Origin of the sequence: Lentzea sp. JNUCC 0626 (assembly GCF_043632865.1) — a bacterium.
Taxonomy (GTDB): Bacteria; Actinomycetota; Actinomycetes; order Mycobacteriales; family Pseudonocardiaceae; genus Lentzea.
This window is the reverse complement of the sequence record NZ_CP171635.1, coordinates 5,430,017-5,447,122: the sequence shown is the minus strand read 5'-3', so window position 1 is coordinate 5,447,122 and position 17,106 is coordinate 5,430,017. Positions and strand designations below refer to the sequence as shown.

Here is a 17,106-nt window from a genome sequence, read left to right as displayed (position 1 = left end):
CGTGACGGCCCCCGTGGTCTCACAAGCTCGAACCGCGGTCGCTTCGGCGCACCGCATCGTGGTCAAGGTCGGCTCTTCCTCTTTGACCACAGCGGAAGGTGGTCTCGACCCAGCGCGCCTGGACGCGCTGGTCGACGCCCTTGCCGCCCGCTCCGCCGCGGGCAGCCAGGTGGTGCTCGTGTCGTCCGGTGCGATCGCCGCGGGCCTCGCGCCGTTGAAGATCTCCCGCCGCCCGCGCGACCTCGCCACCCAGCAGGCCGCGGCGAGCGTCGGCCAGCTCACCCTGGCGCACGCGTACGCGAACTCGTTCGGCCGCTTCGGGCTGACCGTCGGCCAGGTCCTGCTGACCGCCGACGACGTGGTCCGCCGGGCCCACTACCGCAACGCCCAACGCACGTTCGACAGGCTGCTGGCCCTCGGCGTCGTCCCGGTCGTGAACGAGAACGACACGGTCGCCACCGAGGAGATCCGCTTCGGCGACAACGACCGCCTGGCCGCCTTGGTGGCCCACCTGGTCGGCGCCGACGCGCTGTTCCTGCTCTCCGACGTCGACGCCCTCTACTCGGGTGACCCGCGCAAGCCGGGTTCGGTCCGCATCGCCGAGGTCGCCTCGGCGTCCGATGTGGACGGTGTGAACGCCACCGCCCCCGGCGCGTCCGGCCTGGGCACCGGCGGCATGGCCTCGAAGCTCGCCGCCGCCCGCCTGGCCTCGTCGGCGGGCATCCCGGTGCTGCTCACCGGTGCCGCCGAGGCGGGTCGTGCGTTGACCACCGCCGACGTCGGAACCGCTTTCGCCGCAACGGGTTCCCGCCTCACCGCCCGCCGCTTCTGGCTGGGCTACGCGACCGACGCCAACGGCCGTCTGCACCTCGACGACGGTGCCGTCGCGGCCGTCGTGGGCCGCCGCCGGTCGTTGCTCGCGGCCGGCATCACCGGTGTGGACGGCGACTTCGAGGCGGGTGACGTCGTCGAGCTGGTCAGCCTCGCGGGCGAGGTCGTGGCCCGTGGCGTCGTCGGCTACGACTCTGCGGAGCTGCCGTCGTTGATCGGCCGCAAGAGCCACGACCTGGCGTTGGAGCACCGCCGCGAGGTCGTGCACGCGGACGATCTCGTGCCACTGGCTAAGTGAGTTCGACGCCCTTCGTCTCCGGCAGGGTCAGCACGACGAGGAACGTGATCACGGCGCTGACCGCGACGTACCAGAAGAAGACGGTGCCGCCCACGGCCTGGATGACCAGCGGGGCGGTGCCGCCGAACACCGCGACGGTCAGGTTGTACCAAGCCCCGATGCCGAGCCCGCGCAGTTCTGTCGGGAACAACTCGCTCATGATCGCGGGCGCGATCGACGTGAGCGCCGTGTAGAGCCCGAGGCCCACGGCGAACACGACCACGAGGTTCGCCAGCCCGGGTTTGACCAGCGTCGAGAGCGGCACCACCAGCAACGCCATCGCCGCCGACCACACGAGCATCTGCGGTTTGCGGCCGTACCGGTCCGCCGCCCAGCCCATCGGGTACTGCAACGCGATGAAGACCACCGTGCCGATCGACAACGCCAGGAACACGTCGATGTCGTTGGCGCCCTTGGTCTTCACCGCGAACGGCGTCAGCGCGCTGAAGAACGTGTAGAAGCTCAGCGTCGACAGCAGCGTCACGCCGATGATCTGCCCGACGGCTTTAGGGTGCTCCTTCACCGTCATCAGCAACGGGCTGCGCAGCTTCTCGGCCTTGGCCTTGTTGTCCTCGAACTGCTCGGTCTCCTTGAGCGCCCGCCGCAGCCACAGCCCGATCAGGCCGAGCACCCCGCCGATCAGGAACGGCACGCGCCAGCCGTAGGAGGCCATCGCGGCCTTGTCGAGGTTGCGGGACAGGAAGAACCCGAGCAGCGACGCGATCAGCACCGCCGCACCCGTCGAGATGTAGAAGAACGACGAGTAGCGGCCGCGGTGCGACGCCGGGGCGATCTCGGCGAGGTACGCCGACGCGTTCGAGACCTCGCCGCCGAGTGCCATGCCCTGGGCGATCCGCGCCAGCACCAGCAGCGCCGGAGACAGCCAGCCGACCTGCTCGAACGTCGGCAGCAGCCCGATCGCCACCGATCCGCCCGACATCAGGACGATCGTCAGCAGCATCGCGGTGCGGCGGCCCTTGAGGTCGGCGAACCGGCCGAGCAGATACCCGCCGAGCGGGCGGAAGAAGAAGGCGAGCGCGAACGTCGCGAACGTGCTCAGCAGCGCCGCGGTTTCGTTGCCGGAAGGGAAGATCTGCGTCGCGAAGTAGATGCTGAACGCCGTGTAGATACCCCAGTCGAACCACTCCACGGCGTTGCCGGCGCTCGATGCGACGAGCGTCCGCACGGGCAGTCGATGCTTCTCCGATGTAACCGCCATAGGTGAACCCAATCACACACGGCGACGAATTGGGGCATACGTCTCGACCGGATCGTTGGCCAGGAAGTCGACGATCATCGCGTTGCACAGTGCGGGTTTCTCGTGCAGCAGGCCGTGTGACGTGCCCGGAACGACCGCGAGTTCGGCGTTCGGCAGTGCGCGGTACATGGTGGTGGCGTGCTCCAACGTCACCTCGTCGTCGTCGCCGATCATGACCAGCGTCCGGTTCTGGAGCTTGGCGAGGTCCACTTCGGTCAGTGCGGGCGAGCGGTGGTGCATCGGCGTGAGTTCCGTGGCCGGGTGCCAGCCGTCGTGGTGGTAGACGCCGCACACGACCACAAGGCGTTGCACGAGGTCTGGACGCATCACGGCGGTAAGAAGCGCCACGGTCGCGCCGTCGCTGCAACCGAGCAGGTGCGCGGGCCCGACGCGTTCCAGGAATCTGATGGTCTCACCGGCCATCTCGGTGTGGTCCTGGGTGGCCTGGTCGACGCGATGCGGGGCGTGCAGGGCGAAGTCCGCGAGCGCGTCGTACTGCGGCCCGAACGCCGAGGGGTCCGCGCCGCCGGGGTGCAGGAGCACGAGTGTGTCAGCCATGTGCGAGTAGACCTCTCTCGTCGTCGATACTCATCGCCGTGCGATCTATTGGTTTGGTGACGTTGGTGGTCCGCGACTACGACGAGGCGATCCGCTTCTACGTGGAGGGACTCGGGTTCACGCTGGTCGAGGACACTCCGCAGGGCGACAAGCGCTGGGTCGTGGTGTCGGCGGGTGGAGGGGCGTCGCTGCTGCTGGCCCAGGCTGACACGGATGAGCAGCGAGCACGAGCAGGCGACCAGACCGGTGGCCGTGTCGGGTTCTTCCTCACCACTGACGACTTCGACCGCGATCATGCCCGGATGTCCGCTTTCGGCGTGCGTTTCCTGGAGACGCCCCGCGAGGAGGTCTACGGCAAGGTCGCCGTGTTCGAGGACCTCTACGGCACCCGCTGGGACCTGCTTCAGCCCGCCCGCGCCTGACCGGGGGACACCCCGACGATCCGCTTGAACGCCCGGCTGAACGCGGCCTCGGACTCGTAGCCGAGGCCGCGGGCGACCTCGCTCACCGTGCTGTCGCGGTCCTTCAGGCGGTTCATCGCGACGTGCATGCGCCACCGCGTGACGTAGCGCATGGCCGGTTCGCCGACGAGTTCGGTGAACCGCGCCGCGAACGCCGACCGCGACATCGCCGTCTGATGCGCCAGCCGTTCGACCGTCCACGGCTGCGCGGGATCCCGGTGGATGAGCGCGAGCGCCTGCCCGATCTGCTGGTCCTGCAACGCCCCCAGCCACCCGGTGCGCGCCGCCGGGTCGTTCGCGAGCCACGACCGGATCGTCTGGATCACCAGCACGTCCGCCAGCCGCGTGATGACCGCCTCGCCACCGGGCCGCACCGCCTTCGACTCGGCGGCGATCAGGTCGATGGTGGCCCGCATGTCGTCCGCCCGCCGCACGTAGAGCACGCTCGGCAGCACCGTGACGAGGTGCTTGGCCGCCGGGTGGTCGAACCGGACCGCGCCGCACACCAGGTGCGTCACCGCGCCACCACCACCGTGCCGCAGAATCGCGTAGTTCTCGGTCTCGTACTCGTGCGGCAACGTCGTGACGACCGGCGTCTTCGCACCCTCGCCGTGGAACAGCCGGTGCTGCTGCCCACCCGGCACGAGCAGCACGTCGCCGGGTTCGAGCCCGATGACCTGCCCGTCGACCTCGACGGTGCACTGCCCGCTGGTGAGGACGTGGAACCACAGGCAGTCGCCCATGTCGGGCATCGTCGCGCCCCACGGCTCGGTGAGCTCGTTGCGGCAGTAGAACGTCCCGGACATCCTCAACAGGTGCAGTGCCTCGCCCAGCGCGTCCGTCATGGTCTTCAGTCTGGACGAACGAGCAAGCCTGCGCGATGAATTGTCATTGAGAGTCCTGCCCGGTAGCGCCAGAGTTGTCCGCATGGGGACAATCACGCTGATCGCAGCCACTCTGACCGGCCTGATGGCCGGTCTGTTCTTCGCCTTCTCCGTCGCCGTCATGCCCGGCCTGGCCGACCTGCCCGCCGACCAGGCCCGCGCGGCGATGCGGAGGATCAACGCCCGCATCCAGAACCCGGTGTTCCTGCTGGTGTTCCTCGGCACCGCCGTGCTCTGCGCGATCGAGGTCTTCCAGGGCAGGATCGTCGGCGGCCTGCTCTACGTCATCGGGTCGTTCCTGCTCACCATGGTCGTGAACGTGCCGATGAACAACCGCCTGGAACGCACCGACGACGCCTACTGGCCCACCTACCTGCGCACGTGGACGCTCTGGAACCACGTCCGCGGCCTGGCCTGCCTCGCCTCGACGATCACCCTGATGCTCGGATTCTGAGCCCGTTCCTGGGCCGCATCGCGGCCAGCCCGGTAGGCGTCAACCGCTGGGGGAGCAGTTCGGGCTTCGGCTGTTCCAGCAACACCTTCAACATCACCGTGAGCTCAGTCATGGCGAGCCCGGCCCCGATGCACCGGTGCGGCCCACCCCCGAACGGCAGGAACTCGTGCGGCGCCGGCTTGCTCACCCACCGGTCCGGATCGAACGTGAGCGGATCCGCGAACACCGCCGCACTCCGATGCGTCACGTAAGGGCTGTACAGCAGGAACGTGCCCTGCTTGATCTTCTTCCCGGCGAACTCGAACCCTTGCGCGGCAACCCGCGCCGACACCACCGCCGGCGGGTAGAGCCTGAGCGTCTCGTTGACGACGTTGCCCAGGAACTCGTCGTCCTCCCGGGCCCGCTCCCACACCCCGTTGTGCCGCAACAGGTTGAACACAGCCCAAGCCATCGCGCCACTGGTCGTCTCGTACCCGGCCGCGATCAGCGTGACGATCTGGTCGCGCACCTCCAGATCGCTGAGCCCGTCCCCCTGCACCAACGCGGTCAGCACGTCCCCGGCCGACTCGCCCTGCCGAGTTCCCTCGATGGCCTGGTAAACCCGAGCGTCCACGGCCCTGCGCGCCCGCATCGCATTGCGCCAAGCAGGAGCCCGCAACGTCCGCAGCAACGTCACCACAGTCGGATTCCGGTCGATCAGGTTGATCAGCACCTGCAAGTGCGCGCCGAAGAAGTCCGAGTCCTTCGCCAGCTCCTCGCCGAACAACGCATGAATCGTGCTGCGCCTGATGGCCCGCCGAAACTCCTGGTAGGCGTCCACGACCTCACCGGCCCGCCACCCCGCGACCGTCGCCTCGGCATTGGCCCGCATGACCGGCACGTAACTCGCGATCTGCCGATGAGCCAACGCAGGCTGCACGAACCGCCGCCGCCGCTTGTGGTCCTCCCCGTCGCTCACGATCAACGACGTGGGCCCGTCCACCGGCACCAGCGACTGGAACGCCCGCTCCACCTCGAACAACTCGGAGTGCGCGAACACGAACTGGTTCGCCTCGGGCCCGAGCAGATAGGTGTAGGGCCCCATCCGCACGACCGGCCCGAACCGCCGGTGCAGCGCCGAGAGCACATCGGCCTGCCGATACCGCACGACGTCCGGAATCATGGCGACGACACTGCCACACCACATCGGTTTTCTCGCCTGACTCCAGCTGGCTCATGTCGGTGAGTGACCGAGTGAAGTTCACGGGCGACAGCTGACCACGTGGTTCATCGAAATCTGCCGGACGTCTTGCACGCGGCGAGGTTCCCAGCGCACTACAGAAGTGACGGCTGATCCTGACCTGGGCAAGGAGGTGGCGCGAGCGTGGGGAGTTCGCTCGACTTTGATGAATTCTTCCGCCATGAGTTCGGGCGCCTGGTTGCTTTCCTGGTCAAGATGAACTTCGACCGGGCTACTTCCGAAGATGCGGCTGTTGACGCGATGATCGGAGTGCGGGGCAACTGGGCCACCATCGATTGTGCCTCCGCCTGGGTGCGCAAAGCCGCGTATCACAACGCATTGAAGGCATCTCAGCGCAGTCGCGAAGGTGTGAAACGGGCCATCTTCGGAGGCTGGCTGAACTCGCCCAATGATCACTCGGCAGAGGACACGCTCGCGGCGGTGGTGGAGCAGCCTCAGGTGGAATACTTGCTGGCAAAGCTTCCTGAACGACAACGGCTCGTACTCGCGTGGCACTTGGACTCGTTCACGAACGCTGAGATCGCGGAGGCGCTCGACATGTCCCTCGCGACCGTGCGGTCGACCTTGCGGCATGCGAAAGATCGGCTCAAGAAGGAGTTCGAGGGAACGGCGGGACAGGAGTCCGAGAAAGGGGGCGAGTCGCATGACGTTGGATGAGTCGCATGTGGTCGACGCCTGGCTTGACCGCGCCAACCGGGAGTTCGTGGCCTCTGTTGCGGACCGGTTGAACGTCGAGGCTGCGCTCAAGGAAGTGAAGCTCCGAGCGGACAAGCCCGACCCAGGCCTTCGGATTTCCGACGTTGTGGCGGACAGCAGAAACGATGATGTTGCGGCAGCGGTGGCTGGTGACCGCCGGGCGATCGAGCGGCTGTTGGGCACTATCAGGCCGTTGGTCGTGCGGTATTGCCGTGCGCGCGTTGGGTCGTTCGCGTCGGCTGATGATGTTGCGCAGGACGTGTGTCTGGCGGTGCTGACCTCGTTGTCGTCGTACCGCGATCAGGGGCGTCCGTTTCTGGCGTTCGTGTACGGGATCGCGGCGCACAAGGTGGCGGACTCGTTCCGCAGCTTCTCGCGCAACCGGGCTGAGGCGGTGCCGGAGCTGCCGGAGTCGATGGACACGGCGGCCGGGCCCGAGCAGCGGGCGATGCAGGGCGAGCTGTCGAGCCAGATGGCCACGTTGTTGAAGGTCTTGCCGGAGAAGCAGCGCGAGATCGTGGTTCTACGGGTGATCGTCGGGCTTTCCGCCGAGGAAACTGCCGAGGCGGTCGGTTCGACACCGGGTGCGGTCCGGGTGGCGCAACATCGTGCACTCACCCAGTTGCGCAAGCATCTCAGCACTGTCGATCGGAACAGTTCTTCAGTGAGGTACGCCCGTGCTGACGAACGCCAGCAGTGAACCCATGATCGTCGACAACGCCGTGGTGACGGCGGCCGCAGGCACAGTGATGCAGGCGGGCGCCGTTAACGGAGACGTGCATCTGCACCAGTCGACGCTGCCGAAGTCGATCCAGCTGTTGCTGGGACTCATCGCGGTCGCCGTCTGCGCGATCGCTGTCGGGCTGCTCGGCTGGGCAACTCTGCAGGTCAGTTCGTCACCGCGAGTGCGAACGGCAGGACCGCCGTCACGCCCTCCTTCCTGAGCATCCGCGCCGCCACCGTCATCGTCCACCCGGTGTCGATGTGGTCGTCCACCAACAGCACCGGACCGTCCACACCGGACAGATCCGGTGTCTCGCCCGCCCGCACCAGCCCGGCGAGGCGTTGGGCGCTGTTGGCCCGGTGCGTCGACTCACCGAGCCAGAGAGTGCCGAGGAACGGCAGGCGGCCGATGGACGCGATCTTCGCGCCGAAGCTGCCGACCAGTTGGGGACGCCGGCGCGAGCCGATCGTCACCACGCCCACCGGGCGGTCGTCCCAGCCCCAGGCGGACAGCACCTTCACGCACGCCGCGAAGACGTCGTCCGGGATCTCGCGGTCGGCGGTGCCGTCGGCGAGCAGGTCGCGCAGGCGGTTGCCCCAGCCGATGTCGGTGAGGCGGCCCAGCGCCCTGCCGGTGGCCGCCACCTCGGTCGCCGGGATCTTGCCGGACAGCGGGACGCCGATCGCGCCCATGCCCGTCGGCCACATCTTGCGCGGCGCCACGTCGAGGCCGGGGCGCAGCAGGCGTTCGCGGGCGGCGACCGCTGCCACCTCGGAGACCTCGACGGACAGGCGCTCGCCCGTGCAGTTGTCGCAGCGGCCGCACTCGTGCGACGTCGGATCGTCGAGCTGGTCCTGGAGGAACTTCATGCGGCACTGGTCGGTGCGCAGGTACTCGACCATCACCTGCTGCTCGGCCTTGCGCGCTTCCGCGATGCGCGCGTACCGCTCGCCGTCGTACTCCCACGGCCTGCCGGTCGACTCCCAGCCGCCCTTCACCCGCCGCACCGCGCCGTCGACGTCCAGCACCTTCAGCACCACCTCGAGCCTGCCGCGCGACAGCTCGACCATCGGTTCCAGCGCCGCCGTCGACAGCGCCCTGCCCGCCCCGTCCAGCGCGGACAACACCTGGCGCACCACCACTTCCGGCGGGAACGCGAGCGACGTGAAGTACGCCCAGATGTCCCGGTCCTCGTGGCCGGGCAGCAGCACGACCTCGGCCCGTTCGACGCCGCGGCCCGCACGACCGATCTGCTGGTAGTAGGCGATGGGCGACGACGGCGCGCCCACGTGCACGACGAAGCCCAAGTCCGGCTTGTCGAACCCCATGCCCAGAGCCGAGGTCGCCACCAACGCCTTGACCTTGTTGCCCAGCAGGTCTTCCTCGGCCCGCTCACGCTCGGCCGGTTCCGTCTTGCCCGAGTACGCCGCCACCGCGAAGCCGCGCGAGGCCAGGAACGCCGCGATGTCGTCCGCCGCCGCCACCGTGAGCGTGTAGATGATCCCGGACCCCGGCAGCCGTTCGAGTTGCTCGGCCAGCCATCCGAGCCGCGACTCGGCGGTGGGCAGCAACGCGACCGACAACCGCAGGCTGTCGCGGTCCAACGGCCCCCGCAGCACCAGCGTGCCCTCGTCGGCGCCGAGTCCCAGCTGCTCGGTGACGTCGTGCACCACCCTGTTGTTGGCCGTCGCCGTCGTCGCCAGCACCGGCACGCCCGCCGGCAGTTCCGTCAGCAACGTCCGCAGCCGCCGGTAGTCGGGCCGGAAGTCGTGCCCCCAGTCCGAGATGCAGTGCGCCTCGTCGACCACGAGCATGCCCGCCGAGGCCGTCAGCGAGGGCAGCACCGAATCGCGGAAGTCGGGGTTGTTCAGCCGTTCCGGGCTCACCAGCAGCACGTCGACCTCGCCCGCGGCCACCTGCTCCTGCACGGCGTCCCACTCACCGGGGTTCGCCGAGTTGATCGTCACCGCGTGCACACCGGCCCGCGCGGCCGCGTCGATCTGGTTGCGCATCAACGCGAGCAACGGCGACACGATGACCGTGGGCCCCTCGCCGAGCTGACGCAGCAAGGCCGTCGCGATGAAGTACACGGCCGACTTGCCCCAGCCCGTGCGCTGGACGACGAGAGCGCGGCGGCGCTGGGCCACGAGGGTGTGGATCGCGGTCCACTGGTCCTCGCGCAGCACCGCCTCCGGGCCCGCCAGTGCCCGGAGCCGTTCCTCCGCCAGTTCTCGCAACGCGATGTCGTCCATGGGGAGCAAGCTTGCCAGGCAGGTCTGACAATTGTGATTGTCGCAGGTCGTAAGCTGTGTGGCGTGACTGATGACCTGCGCGATCAGGTGCACGCGGCAGCTCGCCGCGCCCGTGTCGCCGCCGACGAACTCGTCCTCGCCACCCGCGAGCGCAAGGACACCGCGCTCCAGGAGATGGCCGCCGCGCTGCGCAAGCGCGCGCCAGAGATCATCGAGGCCAACCAGAAGGACCTCGAAGCGGGCAAGGCAGCGGGTCTCCCAGCCAACCTCCTCGACCGCCTCACGCTCGACGAGGCCCGCGTCGAAGGCGTGGCAGCGGGCCTGGAAACCGTTGCGGGACTGGCGGACCCGGTCGGCCAGGTGATCACCGGCGGCATCCTCCCGAACGGGCTCGAGCTCAAGCAGGTCCGCGTCCCGATGGGCGTCGTCGGCATGGTCTACGAGGCCCGCCCGAACGTCACGGTCGACGCCGCCGGGCTCGCGCTCAAGTCCGGCAACGCCGCGCTGCTGCGGGGTTCCTCGACCGCCGAGCACTCCAACACCGCGCTCGTCGGCATCCTGCGCGACGCACTCGAAAGCGTGAACCTGCCGGCCGACAGCGTGCAGCTGCTGCCGTGTCACGACCGGGCGTCCGTCACCCACCTCATCACCGCGCGCGGCCTGGTCGACCTGGTGATCCCGCGCGGTGGCTCGGGCCTGATCAACGCCGTGGTCGAGCAGGCCACGGTGCCCACGATCGAGACCGGCGTCGGCAACTGCCACGTCTACGTCGACGCGAACGCCGACCTGGACATGGCGGAGGCGATCGTCCTCAACGCCAAGACGCGGCGCACGAGCGTGTGCAACGCGGCGGAGTCCCTGCTGGTGCACAAGGATGTCGCGCACGAGTTCGTCCCGCGCATCACCAAGGCGTTGCAGCAGGAGAACGTCACGATCCACGGCGACGAGCAGTTCGCCCAGCAGTCGGACGTGCTGACCGCCACCGACGAGGACTGGGGCACCGAGTACCTGAGCCTCGACATCTCGGCGAAGGTCGTCGACTCGTTGGACGACGCGGTGAAGCACATCGCCACGTACGGTTCCGGCCACAGCGAGGCCATCGTGACGAATGACGTCACGGCCGCACGTCGGTTCACGGCCCGTGTGGACGCCGCTGCTGTGTTCGTCAACGCCTCCACGGCGTACACCGACGGCGCGGAGTTCGGCATGGGCGCGGAGATCGGCATCTCCACGCAGAAGCTGCACGCCCGCGGTCCGATGGGCCTGACCGAGCTGACTTCCTCTAAATGGGTCGTGTGGGGAGAAGGCCACACGCGCCCCAAGGCGTAGCTCTACGTTCGGAGACATGGCTCCCACCTACCCGTTCTCCGAAGCTGCCGGGCTGGCCCTCGACCCGACCTATGAACGTCTACGGCGCGATGAACCTGTCACGCGCGTGACGTATCCCTACGGCGGCGAGGGCTGGCTCGTCACGTCCTACGAAGACACGAAGTTCGTCCTGGGCGACCCGAGATTCAGCCGTGCGCGCACGGTCGACCAGGACGTCCCGAGGATGCAGCCGCTCATCGCACCGGGCGGTTCGATCCTCACGCACGACGGCGCGGACCACGCCCGCATGCGCCGGTTGGTCTCCAAGGCGTTCACTGTGCGCCGCGTCGAGGCACTAAAGCCGCGCGCCCAGCAAATCACCGACGAGCTGCTGGACGGCCTGGACAACCCCGGCGACCTGGTCGAGGGCTTCTCGATGCCGTTCCCGATCACGATCATCTGCGAACTGCTCGGGGTGCAGTTCGAGGACCGCGCCGACTTCCGCACGTGGTCGAACCAGGTGTTGTCCACGGTCGGTGGCCACACGCCCGAAGAGGCCATGCACGGCATGATGAAGCTGCACGGCTACTTCACCGAACTCGTCGCCAAGCGCCGTGAACACCCCACGGACGACCTGATCAGTGCGCTCGTGGCCGCCCGCGACAACGATGACAGGCTCAGCGAGGACGAACTCGTCAGGTTCGGCATCACGCTCCTCGTTGCCGGGCACGAGACGACGGCGAACATGATCGCGAACAGCGTCGTCACGCTCATCGACCACCCGGATGCGCTGAAGGACCTCGGCGAGCACCCGGAGAAGGTCCCGAACGCCGTCGAGGAGCTGCTGCGGTTCATCCCGCTGGGCAGCGGCGCCGGCTTCACCCGCATCGCCACCGAGGACGTCCGGCTCGGCAACGCGCTCGTGAGGGAGGGTGACGCCGTGCTGGTGGTCGTGTCGTCGGCGAACCACGACGAGTCGATGTACGCCAACGCCGCTGAACTCGACCTGGAGCGTGAGGTCGGCCAGCACCTGCAGTTCGGACACGGCATCCACTTCTGCCTCGGATCGCAGCTCGCGCGGATGGAACTCCAGGTCGCGCTCGGCACGCTGGTGCGCCGGATGCCCGGTCTGCGGCTCGCCGAACCCGTCGAGTTCCGGAAGGGTTCGCTGGTCAGAGGCCCGGTGAAGCTCGTCGTGGCCTGGTGAGAAAAATCTTGGACCAACCGCGTCATGGGGGAGCGGCCCGCGCGTTCCTCCAATGCGCGCGGCTTTGCTTCGGGGTAAGCCGCGACCCGCACGGCTCGTCCTCCCCCTGAGCCGTTCGGTGTGATCAGCACGACCGGCGCTGGGCCTCGGGAGCGGCCCGCGCCGGTCTACGCTGTTTTGATGCGCATCGGCGTCATGGGTGGCACGTTCGACCCCATCCACCACGGCCACCTCGTGGCCGCCAGCGAGGTGCAGGCCAGGTTCGACCTGGACCGCGTGATCTTCGTGCCGACGGGTCAGCCCTGGCAGAAGGCGTCGCGGGAGGTCTCCGAGGCTGAGGACCGGTACCTGATGACGGTCATCGCCACGGCCTCGAACCCGCGCTTCTCGGTCAGCAGGGTCGACATCGACCGAGACGGCCCCACGTACACCGTGGACACGCTCACGGACCTCAAGAAGCAGTACCCGGACGCCGACCTGTTCTTCATCACCGGCGCCGACGCGCTGGAGCAGATCCTGTCCTGGAAGCGCGCCGCCGACGCGTTCGACCTCGCGCACTTCATCGGAGTCACCCGTCCGGGGTACACGCTGAACGACCGTCACCTGCCGCCCGGCTCGGTGTCGTTGGTCGAGGTCCCGGCCATGGCCATTTCGTCAACCGGCTGCCGCGCGAGGACCGCCTCGGGTCAGCCGGTCTGGTACCTCGTGCCCGATGGAGTGGTCCAGTACATCGCGAAAACAGGCCTGTACTCCGAGTCGTAACCACGTTCGAGTGGATTTTGCGTGCATCCGAGCGCGCGGGGAGCAACAATCAGCGGGTTGTTGCTGGTTCGTGGAAGGCAAGACTTTGGCTACAGGCACCGTGAAGTGGTTCAACGCCGAAAAGGGCTTCGGGTTCATCGCGCCCGACGACGGCTCGGCAGACGTCTTCGTGCACTACTCGGAGATCCAGTCCAAGGGTTTCCGCTCGCTCGAGGAGAACCAGAAGGTCGAGTTCGAGGTCGGCCAGGGCCAGAAGGGGCCGCAGGCCCAGCAGGTCCGCCCGCTCTAAGCTTCGGCGCAGGTGAAGGCCACCTCAGGGCGCTGAGGTGGCCTTCGTCATGCCTGCGTGTGAAGTACCCGTTGGCGCACGCCGGTACCCTCAGTAACTCGTGCGGGCGTATCGACGTCCGCCGGAAGTCAGAGGAGTGACGTGGCAGCCACCGACGAGGCACGACGGCTGGCGCTGGTCGCGGCGAACGCAGCGGCCGACAAGAAGGCGCACGACGTGACGGTGCTCGACGTCTCCGACCAGCTCGTGATCACGGATGTGTTCGTGATCGCGTCCGCTCCCAACGAGCGGCAGGTCGGCGCGATCGTCGACAACATCGAGGAGAAGCTGCGGGAGGCCGGCACGAAGCCGGTGCGCCGCGAAGGGGCTCGCGAGGGCCGTTGGGTGCTGCTGGACTTCGTGGACGTCGTCGTGCACGTGCAGCACACCGAGGAGCGCAGCTTCTACGGCCTGGAGCGGCTGTGGAAGGACTGCCCGCGGATCGAGTTCGAAGCGGACGTCCCCGCCGACTCGACGGCTGAATGAGGTAGCAGATGGCCCTGAGCCGACTCGTGCTGTGGCGGCACGGTGAGACCGACTACAACGCGACCGGGCGTCTCCAGGGTCATCTGGACTCGGCGCTCACCGAGACAGGTCTGAACCAGGCGAGGTTCGCCGTGCCGGTGCTCGCCGGGTTCGAGCCGGAGATCGTGGTGGCCTCGGACCTGCAACGCGCCCGCAACACCGCCGGGGTGTTCACGTCGTCGACGGACATCCCGCTGCGGATCGACGAACGGCTGCGCGAGACGCACCTGGGCAAGTGGCAGGGGCTGAACGTCGGCGAGGTCGAGCAGGAGTGGCCGGGTCAGGTCGCGGTGTGGCGCACCGATCCGACGTTCGCGCCGCCGGACGGCGAGTCGCGGGTCGAGGTGGCCGAGCGCGCCATCCAGGTCGTGCACGAGGTGGACGCGGAGTTCTCCGAGACCGTCATGCTGTGCGCGCACGGGGGCCTGATCAGCGCGTTGACCGGCCGGTTGCTGGAGCTGCCGGTGGAGAACTGGTCGCAGCTCGGCGGGATCTCGAACTGCCACTGGACGGTGTTCACCCGCCGCAACGACCGGTGGCGGCTGACGTCGTACAACGCGGGCACCACGCGTTGAGACTGCTGGTCCTCGGCGACTCGCTGTCGTTCTTCGGGCCGTCCGGACCGCTGCCCGCCGACCACCCACGCCTGTGGCACAACATCTGTGCCGAGCAGTTGGGCGGGTCGGCGGAGCTCGCGGCCGGGTTCGGGTGGACGGCGCGGGACGCCTGGTGGGCGTTGACCGGGGACCCGCGGATCTGGTCGTTGCTGCCGCGCACCGACGTGCTGGTGTTCGCGGTGGGGAGCATGGACACGTTGCCCTCGCCGTTGCCCACCTATCTGCGTGAGGGGCTGCGTTATGTGCGGCCCGATTGGCTGCGGCGGTGGGTGCGTGCGCGCTATCAGTCCGTGCAGCCTCGGTTGGCGCCTTACACGCGTGCGTCGCTGCCTCCGGCACTGACGGCGCGGTATCTGCGGGACATGTTGCAGTCCGTGCGGAACCTCCAGTACACGATGCCGGCGGTCGGGATCGTGCCGTCGGTGCATCGCGCGGCCACGTACGCCTACGCGCATCAGGGGCACGCGGCTGCGGTGGCGCACGTGCGCGGGTGGGCCACGGGTGCAGGCGTGCCGTTACTGGACCTGCCCGCCGTGATCGGGGAGCACGTGCGGTCCGGTGCCGGAAATCCGGACGGGATGCACTGGGGCTGGGAGGGGCACGAACTCGTGGGCGCGGCGATGGCCTCCCTCATCTCGTCCGTGGCGTTGAGTCCCTCGGAGGAGTGAGCCCCGTAGGCTCGTCGCTCGTGCGCATCACCATCGTCACCGACTCCACGGCATACCTGCCCGAGGGGTTCGCGAAGCGCCATGCGATCACCGTCGTGCCGTTGCACGTGGCGGTGGACGGTGCCGGACGTCTCGACGGTGTCGACTTCGGACCGTTCGAACTGGCCGCTGCCCTCGCGGAGCACCGCCGGGTGACGACGTCGCGGCCCACTCCCGGTGAGATGGCCGACGTCTACCGGGAGGCGCTGTCCTCATCGGACGCGGTCGTGTCTGTGCATCTCTCTCGTGAGCTGTCCGGGACGTGGGAGGCCGCACGGCTGGCCGCTGAGGAGATCGATCCGACCCGCATCCGCGTGGTCGACTCGCGGTCGACAGGCATGGGGCTCGGGTTCTCGGTGTTGCGCGCGTGCGCGGCCGTGTCCGCCGGGCGTTCGCACGCCGAGGTCGAGGAGGCCGCGTCGTCGGCTGCCGCGGAGACCCGGATGTTCTTCTGCCTGGAGACGCTGGAGCACCTGCGCCGGGGTGGCCGGATTGGCACGGCGGCGGCGCTGGTGGGGACCGCGCTGGCCGTGAAGCCGTTGCTGCACATGGACGACGGCCGGATCGTGCCGCTGGAGAAGGTGCGCACGATGAGCCGCGCGGTGGGACGCCTGGTCGACCTGGCGGCGGCCGCGGCGGGGGACGGACCCGTCGGACTGGCCGTGCACCACCTGGCCGCGCCGGAACGGGCCGCGGAGCTCGCGACCCGGCTGGACGAGCGGCTGCCCGGCTCGACGGGCTGCGTGATCTCCGAGGTGGGCGCGGTGATCGGCGCGCACACGGGACCGGGTGTGCTCGGCGTCGTGGTGTTGCCGGGAGGACCCGACAGCATCCCACAGACCCCCGACAATTCCCCGGCCGCGACCGGTGAGTGATCGCGACCTGTCCACAACCCGCGAGTAATCCACAGCCGCGGAGCCAACCCCACCTCCCCACCCACCCCGCTCCGTAGCGTCCCTCGCATGTCCCCCCGCTCCCACCCGGACCCCCTCCCGACCGAACGCCTCGCCGCCCTGGCCGACAAGGTGCGAGCCGATCCGACCCTCGTCCACGCACGATCAGAGGACTCGGCCGACACCGCCCCACCCCGTCGCTTCCGCCTGCCCGCCCTCCCTCGTCGAGGCCTGCTGGCCCTGGGCATAGCCGTGGCGTGCGCGGTGATAGGCCTCGGCAGTTGGTGGCAGAGCCCGGCCGCCGAACCGGCACCCGAACTGGCGCTGGTGAGCACCTCGGCACCGGCCGCCGACCTGGTGGTGAACGTGATCGGCGAAGTGGCCGCCCCGGGCCTGGTCACCGCCCCGTCCGGCGCCCGCGTGGCCGATGCCGTCCGCCTGGCCGGAGGCGTGAAACCGGGCACCGACCTGCACAACCTGAACCTGGCCCGCAAGCTCACCGACGGCGAGCAGATCGCGGTCGGCATCCCACCCCCACCGGCCGCCGACGCACCGCAAGCGCCCCGTTCCCAGCCCAAGCTGAACCTGAACACCGCCACGGTGGCCGACCTGGACGCGCTGCCCGGCATCGGCCCGGTGATGGCGCAACGCATCGTCGATCACCGCACCCGCAAAGGCCCCTTCACCGCGGTCGACCAACTCCGCGACGTGGAAGGCATCGGCGAGTCGAAGCTGGCCAAGCTGACAGACCTGGTCCACACCTGACCGCCGCCTCTTCCCCCGCACTGCTTCTTCCCGCTCCCCGACCGGGTCAGCGATGCCTGCTGTCCGTGTCACCGGCCAGACCATCGTCGAGACTGCCTGGCGCCGCTCCACGTTCCGCCGGCTGCGCCTGGTCCAGACCTGACCGCCGTCTCTTCTCCCGGCGCCCCCACGTTCCCGCTCACCGACCGGAGTCAGCCATGCCCTCCGTCCGCATCACCAGCCACACCAACGTCGAGACCGCCTGGCACCACCCCACGTCCCGGCGCCTGCACCTGCTCACCTGCGCTCTCCCGCACCGC

At 68.8% G+C, this 17,106-nt stretch carries 19 protein-coding genes; 14 read left to right on the top strand and 5 right to left on the bottom strand.

Translation table 11 applies throughout. The annotated features are described in order from the left end of the window. The first annotated feature begins 1 nt into the window (after position 1). On the top strand, positions 2–1,129 hold the full coding sequence (gene proB, locus JNUCC0626_RS24445) for a glutamate 5-kinase (protein WP_394613098.1): 1,128 nt from the start codon (positions 2–4) through the stop codon (positions 1,127–1,129). Here proB and JNUCC0626_RS24440 read toward each other — a convergent pair. Further along, positions 1,122–2,387 (bottom strand): MFS transporter, encoded by a 1,266-nt coding sequence (locus JNUCC0626_RS24440; RefSeq protein ID WP_394613097.1) that lies wholly within the window; start codon positions 2,385–2,387, stop codon positions 1,122–1,124. The genes proB and JNUCC0626_RS24440 overlap by 8 nt on opposite strands. A 12-nt stretch (positions 2,388–2,399) precedes the next feature. Next, positions 2,400–2,984 (bottom strand): alpha/beta fold hydrolase, encoded by a 585-nt coding sequence (locus tag JNUCC0626_RS24435; protein ID WP_394613095.1) that lies wholly within the window; start codon positions 2,982–2,984, stop codon positions 2,400–2,402. Between the two features lie 56 nt (positions 2,985–3,040). Between JNUCC0626_RS24435 and JNUCC0626_RS24430 the strand changes: the two genes are divergently transcribed. Further along, positions 3,041–3,406 (top strand): VOC family protein, encoded by a 366-nt coding sequence (locus JNUCC0626_RS24430; RefSeq protein WP_430623478.1) that lies wholly within the window; start codon positions 3,041–3,043, stop codon positions 3,404–3,406. Here the strand turns inward: JNUCC0626_RS24430 and JNUCC0626_RS24425 are convergent. After that, positions 3,388–4,290 (bottom strand): AraC family transcriptional regulator, encoded by a 903-nt coding sequence (locus tag JNUCC0626_RS24425; RefSeq protein ID WP_394613094.1) that lies wholly within the window; start codon positions 4,288–4,290, stop codon positions 3,388–3,390. The genes JNUCC0626_RS24430 and JNUCC0626_RS24425 overlap by 19 nt on opposite strands. An 82-nt stretch (positions 4,291–4,372) precedes the next feature. On the opposite strand from JNUCC0626_RS24425, the gene JNUCC0626_RS24420 reads away from it, so the two are divergent. Then, complete coding sequence (locus JNUCC0626_RS24420) at positions 4,373–4,783, top strand: DUF1772 domain-containing protein (RefSeq protein WP_394613093.1); 411 nt, start codon at positions 4,373–4,375, stop codon at positions 4,781–4,783. Here the strand turns inward: JNUCC0626_RS24420 and JNUCC0626_RS24415 are convergent. Continuing rightward, a complete protein-coding gene (locus JNUCC0626_RS24415) occupies positions 4,761–5,945 on the bottom strand; it encodes a cytochrome P450 (protein WP_394613092.1) in 1,185 nt (394 codons plus the stop codon). The genes JNUCC0626_RS24420 and JNUCC0626_RS24415 overlap by 23 nt on opposite strands. Positions 5,946–6,146: 201 nt before the next feature. Between JNUCC0626_RS24415 and JNUCC0626_RS24410 the strand changes: the two genes are divergently transcribed. Both JNUCC0626_RS24410 and JNUCC0626_RS24405 read left to right on the top strand, forming a co-directional pair. Continuing rightward, positions 6,147–6,680, top strand: a complete 534-nt coding sequence (locus tag JNUCC0626_RS24410; protein ID WP_394613090.1) for an RNA polymerase sigma factor — start codon at positions 6,147–6,149, stop codon at positions 6,678–6,680. A gap of 145 nt (positions 6,681–6,825) precedes the next feature. Next, complete coding sequence (locus JNUCC0626_RS24405; RefSeq protein ID WP_394622087.1) at positions 6,826–7,419, top strand: sigma-70 family RNA polymerase sigma factor; 594 nt, start codon at positions 6,826–6,828, stop codon at positions 7,417–7,419. A gap of 188 nt (positions 7,420–7,607) precedes the next feature. Here the strand turns inward: JNUCC0626_RS24405 and JNUCC0626_RS24400 are convergent, their stop codons facing one another. Then, the gene (locus JNUCC0626_RS24400) at positions 7,608–9,695 is read right to left on the bottom strand and encodes a RecQ family ATP-dependent DNA helicase (protein ID WP_394613089.1); all 2,088 of its coding nucleotides are present in this window, start codon (positions 9,693–9,695) and stop codon (positions 7,608–7,610) included. Positions 9,696–9,725: 30 nt separating this feature from the next. Here JNUCC0626_RS24400 and JNUCC0626_RS24395 point away from each other — a divergent pair, with 30 nt between their 5' ends. The 9 genes from JNUCC0626_RS24395 to JNUCC0626_RS24355 all read left to right on the top strand — a co-directional run bounded on the left by JNUCC0626_RS24395 (position 9,726) and on the right by JNUCC0626_RS24355 (position 16,807). Next, positions 9,726–11,024 (top strand): glutamate-5-semialdehyde dehydrogenase, encoded by a 1,299-nt coding sequence (locus JNUCC0626_RS24395; RefSeq protein WP_394622086.1) that lies wholly within the window; start codon positions 9,726–9,728, stop codon positions 11,022–11,024. A 16-nt stretch (positions 11,025–11,040) separates the two neighbouring features. After that, entirely contained in the window at positions 11,041–12,210 is a 1,170-nt protein-coding gene (locus tag JNUCC0626_RS24390; protein ID WP_394613088.1) for a cytochrome P450, read from the top strand. A gap of 180 nt (positions 12,211–12,390) precedes the next feature. Further along, positions 12,391–12,972, top strand: a complete 582-nt coding sequence (gene nadD / locus JNUCC0626_RS24385) for a nicotinate-nucleotide adenylyltransferase (RefSeq protein ID WP_382444478.1) — start codon at positions 12,391–12,393, stop codon at positions 12,970–12,972. A gap of 85 nt (positions 12,973–13,057) precedes the next feature. Next, positions 13,058–13,261 carry a transcription antiterminator/RNA stability regulator CspE gene (gene cspE / locus JNUCC0626_RS24380; RefSeq protein WP_030468099.1) on the top strand — a complete coding sequence of 68 codons (204 nt, stop codon included), beginning with the start codon at positions 13,058–13,060 and terminating at the stop codon, positions 13,259–13,261. Positions 13,262–13,402: 141 nt separating this feature from the next. After that, positions 13,403–13,786 (top strand): ribosome silencing factor, encoded by a 384-nt coding sequence (rsfS, locus tag JNUCC0626_RS24375; RefSeq protein WP_045316502.1) that lies wholly within the window; start codon positions 13,403–13,405, stop codon positions 13,784–13,786. Between the two features lie 8 nt (positions 13,787–13,794). Next, complete coding sequence (locus JNUCC0626_RS24370; RefSeq protein ID WP_394613087.1) at positions 13,795–14,400, top strand: histidine phosphatase family protein; 606 nt, start codon at positions 13,795–13,797, stop codon at positions 14,398–14,400. Continuing rightward, positions 14,397–15,110: a diglucosylglycerate octanoyltransferase gene (gene octT / locus JNUCC0626_RS24365; protein ID WP_394613086.1), complete on the top strand. Its 714-nt coding sequence runs from the start codon at positions 14,397–14,399 to the stop codon at positions 15,108–15,110. The genes JNUCC0626_RS24370 and octT overlap by 4 nt, the downstream gene beginning before the upstream one ends. 20 nt (positions 15,111–15,130) lie before the next feature. Then, entirely contained in the window at positions 15,131–16,024 is an 894-nt protein-coding gene (locus JNUCC0626_RS24360; protein ID WP_394613085.1) for a DegV family protein, read from the top strand. Positions 16,025–16,111: 87 nt separating this feature from the next. Next, positions 16,112–16,807: a helix-hairpin-helix domain-containing protein gene (locus JNUCC0626_RS24355; RefSeq protein ID WP_394613084.1), complete on the top strand. Its 696-nt coding sequence runs from the start codon at positions 16,112–16,114 to the stop codon at positions 16,805–16,807. Positions 16,808–17,106: the final 299 nt, after the last annotated feature.

Excerpts from the sequence above, each read along its gene's own strand:
- nadD (WP_382444478.1), top strand. The coding sequence starts at position 12,391 with ATGCGCATCGGCGTCATGGGTGGCACGTTCGACCCCATCCACCACGGC.
- JNUCC0626_RS24440 (WP_394613097.1), bottom strand. The coding sequence starts at position 2,387 with ATGGCGGTTACATCGGAGAAGCATCGACTGCCCGTGCGGACGCTCGTC.
- JNUCC0626_RS24370 (WP_394613087.1), top strand. The coding sequence starts at position 13,795 with ATGGCCCTGAGCCGACTCGTGCTGTGGCGGCACGGTGAGACCGACTAC.
- JNUCC0626_RS24355 (WP_394613084.1), top strand. The coding sequence starts at position 16,112 with ATGTCCCCCCGCTCCCACCCGGACCCCCTCCCGACCGAACGCCTCGCC.
- JNUCC0626_RS24435 (WP_394613095.1), bottom strand. The coding sequence starts at position 2,984 with ATGGCTGACACACTCGTGCTCCTGCACCCCGGCGGCGCGGACCCCTCG.
- JNUCC0626_RS24415 (WP_394613092.1), bottom strand. The coding sequence starts at position 5,945 with ATGATTCCGGACGTCGTGCGGTATCGGCAGGCCGATGTGCTCTCGGCG.
- JNUCC0626_RS24420 (WP_394613093.1), top strand. The coding sequence starts at position 4,373 with ATGGGGACAATCACGCTGATCGCAGCCACTCTGACCGGCCTGATGGCC.
- JNUCC0626_RS24400 (WP_394613089.1), bottom strand. The coding sequence starts at position 9,695 with ATGGACGACATCGCGTTGCGAGAACTGGCGGAGGAACGGCTCCGGGCA.
- JNUCC0626_RS24390 (WP_394613088.1), top strand. The coding sequence starts at position 11,041 with ATGGCTCCCACCTACCCGTTCTCCGAAGCTGCCGGGCTGGCCCTCGAC.
- JNUCC0626_RS24425 (WP_394613094.1), bottom strand. The coding sequence starts at position 4,290 with ATGACGGACGCGCTGGGCGAGGCACTGCACCTGTTGAGGATGTCCGGG.